Here is a 6,567-nt window from a genome sequence, read left to right as displayed (position 1 = left end):
GAGTTAATTTGAGGCCTGAGGGTATAGGGAATAATGGTTTGAAATTGGACTTGCAATTCTTTGGTAATAAAACGAATTTTTCTTACACTAGCAAGATTGCTAAACAAATGAAAAAAAGAGGATGGGATGATGATTCAATTAATAACACTATAAACAGTCCTAGCCGAACGGTTATAACAAGAGATACACGTTGGACTAATAATGGGAAAATGGATGACCCAGCCACTGCCTATATAAGGAACGATGGAAGCTATGTAGTTAGGAATGATAGAACAGGAGATATTGTTCAGGTAAGTGACAGATTTGACCCTAATTGGGCATCTCCGTGGGATTAGTTAAAGGATGTGAGATTATTGACTGAAGAACAGACACTTATTAATATATTCGCTTTTAATGGTGGGTTTGTTTCCAATGGAGAATTATATCTTTCAATACAAAAGATTAATGACTTTGTAACTGAATGCAATAAATTGGAGGTGGCGATAATTGGAGTAGAATTTTTTAGTATAACTAAAGACGGTAAAATATTACCATTATCATCTCCAATTGCAATTGATTTAAGCGATATACTAAACGAACATGATAATTGGGCAAAAACATATACTAAATGTAATGGTAAGGTGTTAGAAATATTTGAACAAGAGAATTTGGATAATTGTTGTTACTCTAGCTTTGTGATTACTAACCAATTGAAAAGGTAATAAACTAGTCAATACCTTGAGAGAGTTCTACTCTCTTGAGGTATTTTTTAGACGGTAATAGTGGTTTTTTGCCATCAACTGAATATGAGGGGGAAATGCGCATGAAATTTCAGGAATATACATATGTGAGGCCTAATCTTGACGAGGCAAAGGGAAAATTCCAGGCCGGGCTCGATAAGTTCAAAAATGCTGGTTCTGCCGCATTGCAAAATGATGCGATGAAAGAAATCAATGATATCCGCAATGATCTCGGAACGATGTCTAACCTTGTTTATATTCGCCATTCGATTGATACGAACGATGAGTTTTATAAGGCGGAACAGGATTATATAGACGAAATTCAGCCTGAACTGGAAGGGCTTGTCACAGAATATTATAAAGCGCTTTTGGATTCACCGTACCGGACAGAATTGGAGCAAAAATGGGGCAGCCAGCTCTTTGCATTGGCGGAAGCACAGCTGAAAACGTTTAGCCCGGAAATTATTCCTTTACTTCAAAAAGAAAATAAGCTTTCAAGTGAGTATACGAAATTAATCGCCTCTGCGAAAATCCAGTTTGAAGGCGAAGAGCTGACATTGGCTCAATTAGAGCCTTATACTGAATCTGTTGACCGCGTAATGAGAAAAAAGGCAAGTGAAGCGAGGTTTGGCTTTATGGCTGAGAATGAAGCTGAGCTCGATCGAATCTATGATGAGCTTGTCCAGGTCCGTACCGAAATCGCGCAGAAGCTTGGCTATAACAATTTTGTTGAGCTAGCCTATTACAGGATGTACCGAACCGATTACAACGCTGATATGGTCGCAAAGTTTCGCAAGCAAGTAGAAGACTTTATTGTGCCAATCGCGACAAAACTGAAGCAACGTCAACAGGAACGGATTGGGGTAGAAAATCTTAAATATTATGATGAAGGCTTTAATTTTAAAACCGGCAATGCCAAGCCAAAGGGAAATCCGGACTGGATCATCGATAACGGTAAAAAAATGTATGATGAGCTTTCAAATGAAACGGGCGAATTTTTCAGGTATATGATTGAAAATGATTTGATGGATCTTGTCGCGAAAAAAGGGAAAGCAGGCGGTGGCTATTGCACGTACATTGAAAACTACAAATCTCCGTTTATTTTCTCTAATTTTAACGGGACATCCGGGGATATTGATGTATTAACACACGAAGCCGGCCACGCTTTCCAGGTATATTCAAGCAGTCATTTTGAAATTCCTGAGTACAATTGGCCAACCTATGAAGCTGCAGAAATTCATTCAATGAGCATGGAATTTTTCACATGGTCGTGGATGGAGCTATTCTTTCAGGAAGAAACCGAAAAATATCAATTTGCTCATTTAGGATCCTCCTTGCTGTTCCTTCCTTATGGTGTGTCTGTAGATGAATTCCAGCATTGGGTTTATGAGAATCTGGGGGCTTCACCACAGGAACGAAAGCAGGCGTGGCGCAACATTGAGAAAAAGTATTTGCCGCATAAAGACTACGATGGCAATGATTATCTCGAAAACGGAGGCTTTTGGCAGCGGCAAGGTCATATCTTTAATTCACCGTTCTACTACATCGACTATACGCTGGCGCAAATTTGCGCATTCCAATTTTGGAAGCGTTCAAGAGAAAATAGGGAAGAAGCCTGGGCGGATTACTTAAAGCTTTGCGAGCTGGGTGGAAGCTTGCCGTTTACCGGGCTTGTGAAAGCCGCCAACCTTAAATCTCCGTTCGAGGAAGGCTGCGTCGAATCCGTGGTGGGCGAAATTGAAAGCTGGCTGAATTCAATAGACGATCAAGCATTATAAAAAAAATGAGAAGCGAAGCTAATAGGCTTTGCTTCTCATTTTTTGTATTTGGAATGTACCTTTGTGCCGGATTAATGTCCAAAAATATCGTCTTTGTTCGGCCTTGTCCTCATATATATGAGGGAGAAGGAGGGGACATGGCGTGAAGACGAACTGGGGAGCGGCTTTTCAAATTGCAGCTGTATATGTAGGCACAGTGGTGGGTGCAGGCTTTGCTACTGGAAAAGAGATTGTTGAATTTTTTTCACGATTCGGTTTTATTGGCCTGATAAGTATTCTTATGTCCGGCTACTTGCTTATCTTCCTCGGTTCAAAATTAATGAGGATGGCTGTACAAATAAACGCAAAGTCTTATCAGGAAATTGTAAATCATTTATTCGGGTCCTTGCTTGGTACAATGATCAATATGCTGCTTCTTATTATGCTGCTTGGTGTTTGCGCAGTTATGCTCGCAGGTGCGGGTGCGATTTTCGACGAGCAGCTTGGATTAACCAAAATGGCAGGCGTGATAATTACGATTATTCTGTCATTCATTGTGATGGCAGTTGGGATCAAAGGTATTTTTGCTGTTAATACATTTGTAGTTCCGATGATGATTATATTCAGCTTCATTCTGATGATCATATCCTCGCAGCTGCCCGATTTTGTGGACCGAATCTTCCATATTCCTTTCGCGGACGATGGTTGGAAATCGGTGGTCGCTCCCTTTTCGTATACTGCATTTAATCTTGCCCTGTCACAGGCAGTCCTTGTCCCGGTGGCATCCGAAATTAACGATGACCGCACAGTGAAATGGGGAGGATGGATTGGGGGAGCTGCATTGACTGTCATTCTTCTTTCCAGCCACCTCACTCTCGTTATGCTCCCTAATCTGGAGGCTTATGAAATCCCGATGGCAACGATCATGAAAAATCTTGCATCCGGCTTATACTGGATTTATATTCTTGTTATTTACGGTGAGATATTCACGTCAATTATTGGGAATGTGTTTGGACTTGAGCGGCAGATCAGCAAGCATGTGTCGCTCCCTGGCTCGATGATCGTGGTTGGTATTTTTATCGTCACTTATTTTATCAGTTTAATCAACTATGGTACTTTACTTTCAAAACTATATCCTCTATTTGGTTATGTGAGTTTAATCTTTCTCGTCCTGTTATGGATGAAGCCCTTGCCAGCCCCGAACGAGAAATAGATGCAACACAGAGTGAACAAAGCGACCCTATTATCAGAGGATCGCTTTGGTTGGTAACATATTATTGGTTTGATTCTTTCATAATTGTCTTTGCCATTTTTAGAAATGCATCCCGGTGATCTGCATTTTCTTTTGTGAACATAGTCAGCTTCAATGGCTGTTTCTCATCCTTGATGAGATAGGCTGATACAATTTCCCCATCATGCGCAGACTCCATGACAGTAGCGTTTTTTAAAAATGTATCTTCAGATGGCTGCATGGTTTCGATGTGTTCATTCACTGTTGCTAGTTGGGCCTTTGTATTCTCTGTCACGGACTCCCAATCTGTATCGTCCGGCAAAAGCTCGATCCGCATAAACACTTCTGGATTTTCTGTTAAAAACAAAGAATCTTTATGAGGTTCTTCTGCTGTCAGCTCATAGCCTGGCAAAACGTATATTGAATAATTCTGGTTGTCGTTATGCTTTAAAAATGCGGTATCTTGTTTTTCTTGTCCATTGACTTCATATTCAAGATTTTGTTCCAAAATTCGAATGATCGCATTGGCGTTTTCCGGGGAACTGCTTTCATTGTTGGTTTCTTCTTCGCTTGGTTCAGAATTGCCTGCTTCCTGATTATTTTCTTCTTCTCGTTTGCTGCCAGGATCGGTGCCGGCATCATTCGCCTGTTCTTCCTGGGTTCCGCAGCCACCTAAAAGAAGTATGAGCAGGGCCGCAAAAGCTAATCCCTTTTTCAACTGTTTCATCTTCAATTCCTCCCGGTTTCGTTGGAGTTCTACAAGAGTAGACGAAAAAAAGCGCTAAATGTTTCAGGACAATCGCAAGATTTCTCGTTAATTAATTAACATGGTGGGCTGGATATAAAACAGCCCGGACTCGGCATCCAGGCTGAAAACTATCGTTTTGCTTTTAATAAAGGGGAATGAAAACGAATAAAAATAGGTCAAAAACCAAATGGGAGACTATCACAAGCGGAATGCTGCGTTTCCACCAATATAAAAACCCCCAGAACAGACCTCCAAAAAGAGCAGCTATCGGGAGAACCATATAGCCTGCATAAAAGTGAACCGATGTGTACATAACAGCGGCCAACACAATTGAAGCTGTAGCAGGAACGTATTTCTCAAGCCTTTTTTGAATAAAACCTCTCCAAAAAATTTCTTCGCCGGGAATAATAACCAGGATTAACACTATATAATGCCATAATTGAGCGGGGGCTAAGCGATTATAGAGTTTGGCGACCCCTTTGCTAAAAGGCAAGTTCAGCAAATCGATCAAAAAATTGCCTGCCCAAAACACGGCAAACAAAACAAAACCCGACAATAATCCATATAAAAGATAGGAACCGACACTTTGCTGGTCATCAACCTCTTCGTTTAAAATCGAATAGCTGATTAAAATAAGCATAGCAGCCGTAAACATGTACCAGAAAACCGCTCTGTTTTCAAACGTAAAAAACATGAGAAGGTGTGCAAGAAGAAAGCCGATTATTAATCGGGAATCAAAAATCCATTTCTTCATCAGTAAACCCCTTTCTAACAAACAAACACTATTGTAACAAAGATTGGTTTTAAATTGTACGGAAAAGTTTTCTTTTAATCCTCTAAAAATCGGCTAATTTTTGAAAAGAGGGTAAGTGCATCAATAGAAAATCTGCACGGAATAAAAAGAGAGATCCGTAAAAATAAAGGCTGGCCCGAATTCCGTCGAGTCAGCCCCATAAAGGATAGAATTGCGATATTCAAAAGCTTGAAAACAGTGGATTTGACTTAACCAATGTAAAGCCGGTATACCGTCACCGATTTATAGAACAGTTTCTTTGATTACTTTATAATTTTTATGATTGACAACTGTACGCTGGTCCAGTTCCAAATCACGATAATTATCCATATATGTTAAATCGACAATGACAGAGTTTTCATTAACCTTTTCAACAATTCCACGTAAACCATCTTTAAATTCGATAATGTTTCCAACCTCTGCTTTTTTCACACTGATCTCTCCTTTTTTCATCTGTTTTAAAACCATATTGCACTAATTATAGAAGTTCATAAAAGGATTATCAACCAATAATCAATAAAGGCATAGATACATTTTACAAAAAGGGTCGCCTGCAAATATCGGAATAAAGCGATCTTCCTGAATCGCAGGAATTTTTATTGATACGGAAAAATATATAGAAGTGCTATAATAGTCAAGGTGACGAAAATTCATAAGCATGGTGATACTTATATGGATAAACAATTGATTAACGAAATATTAGACAGTTTAAAAGCCGGAAATATGTCGGAGTATTTTGTAAAGAGAGAGGACTTTTTGTTGTTCAGGACGGTTCTTACAGACAGGGAGGATTTTAAGCATTTTCGGGGAATTGCCCAACGGGGTGGAGATGCTGTATTTACCTATCAAGCTGTTCCGAGAAGTTAACAGATAAGCGCAGGTGTTTGGTTGCTTTTTACAGGGATTGCTCATCAAAAAATATTTTTGTCTGCCAAAAAGAACTATAATTTTCAATCTGGCGATAGTAAAATATATGTAAAGGCTAAGAGGTGAGCTAAATGAAACCTTTTATTACTGAAGAAGAGCTTTTGCACCGAATTGAGTGGAAGCGGATAGAAATGGTTTTAATGGCCTCTAAAACCGGAATCACTAGCAAACAGACCTTAAAAGCAAGCAAAGAACTGGACGACCTCTTGAACATGCACCGAAACTTGTATGCTTTTCAAACTCAGTCAACATAAACTACTAAATACTGAAAGCTGACCAGAGAGGAGAAGGAACCTCCCGGTCAGCTTTTTTAATTGTTTAGGAAATTACACTAGCGTTGCATTAAATAAAAGCGAATTTGTCAAGCTCAAATCAAATAAATTTATTTTGAA

9 protein-coding genes are annotated in these 6,567 nt (G+C 39.5%); 6 read left to right on the top strand and 3 right to left on the bottom strand.

Annotated elements, in window-relative coordinates; genetic code table 11:
- From CVD23_RS07920 to CVD23_RS07905, 4 genes are all read left to right on the top strand, one after another.
- Positions 1-335, top strand: a 335-nt coding sequence (locus CVD23_RS07920; RefSeq protein ID WP_257988150.1) for a colicin E5-related ribonuclease, incomplete at its 5' end; no start/stop codon positions are given.
- 18 nt (positions 336-353) lie between these two features.
- Positions 354-701, top strand: a complete 348-nt coding sequence (locus CVD23_RS07915) for a hypothetical protein (RefSeq protein WP_101665677.1) — start codon at positions 354-356, stop codon at positions 699-701.
- A gap of 101 nt (positions 702-802) precedes the next feature.
- Entirely contained in the window at positions 803-2,497 is a 1,695-nt protein-coding gene (locus tag CVD23_RS07910; RefSeq protein WP_101665676.1) for a M3 family oligoendopeptidase, read from the top strand.
- A 142-nt stretch (positions 2,498-2,639) separates the two neighbouring features.
- Positions 2,640-3,689 carry a YkvI family membrane protein gene (locus CVD23_RS07905; protein WP_101665675.1) on the top strand — a complete coding sequence of 350 codons (1,050 nt, stop codon included), beginning with the start codon at positions 2,640-2,642 and terminating at the stop codon, positions 3,687-3,689.
- Between the two features lie 61 nt (positions 3,690-3,750).
- On the opposite strand, the gene CVD23_RS07900 is transcribed toward CVD23_RS07905, so the two are convergent.
- The 3 genes from CVD23_RS07900 to CVD23_RS07890 all read right to left on the bottom strand — a co-directional run bounded on the left by CVD23_RS07900 (position 3,751) and on the right by CVD23_RS07890 (position 5,680).
- On the bottom strand, positions 3,751-4,434 hold the full coding sequence (locus CVD23_RS07900) for a hypothetical protein (RefSeq protein ID WP_101578229.1): 684 nt from the start codon (positions 4,432-4,434) through the stop codon (positions 3,751-3,753).
- A 163-nt stretch (positions 4,435-4,597) separates the two neighbouring features.
- Positions 4,598-5,209, bottom strand: a complete 612-nt coding sequence (locus CVD23_RS07895) for a CPBP family intramembrane glutamic endopeptidase (RefSeq protein WP_101578227.1) — start codon at positions 5,207-5,209, stop codon at positions 4,598-4,600.
- A gap of 282 nt (positions 5,210-5,491) precedes the next feature.
- Positions 5,492-5,680 carry a YkvS family protein gene (locus CVD23_RS07890; protein WP_101578226.1) on the bottom strand — a complete coding sequence of 63 codons (189 nt, stop codon included), beginning with the start codon at positions 5,678-5,680 and terminating at the stop codon, positions 5,492-5,494.
- 240 nt (positions 5,681-5,920) lie between these two features.
- Between CVD23_RS07890 and CVD23_RS07885 the strand changes: the two genes are divergently transcribed.
- Both CVD23_RS07885 and CVD23_RS07880 read left to right on the top strand, forming a co-directional pair.
- On the top strand, positions 5,921-6,115 hold the full coding sequence (locus CVD23_RS07885; protein WP_101665674.1) for a hypothetical protein: 195 nt from the start codon (positions 5,921-5,923) through the stop codon (positions 6,113-6,115).
- Between the two features lie 131 nt (positions 6,116-6,246).
- Positions 6,247-6,429: an aspartyl-phosphate phosphatase Spo0E family protein gene (locus tag CVD23_RS07880; protein ID WP_257988147.1), complete on the top strand. Its 183-nt coding sequence runs from the start codon at positions 6,247-6,249 to the stop codon at positions 6,427-6,429.
- The last annotated feature ends 138 nt before the right edge of the window (positions 6,430-6,567 follow it).

This window comes from Bacillus sp. V33-4 (assembly GCF_002860225.1).
In the GTDB taxonomy this organism is placed as follows: Bacteria; Bacillota; Bacilli; order Bacillales; family Cytobacillaceae; genus Bacillus_BJ; species Bacillus_BJ canaveralius.
Note: the sequence above shows the minus strand (reverse complement) of the source record. Positions and strands in the feature narration are given on the sequence as shown.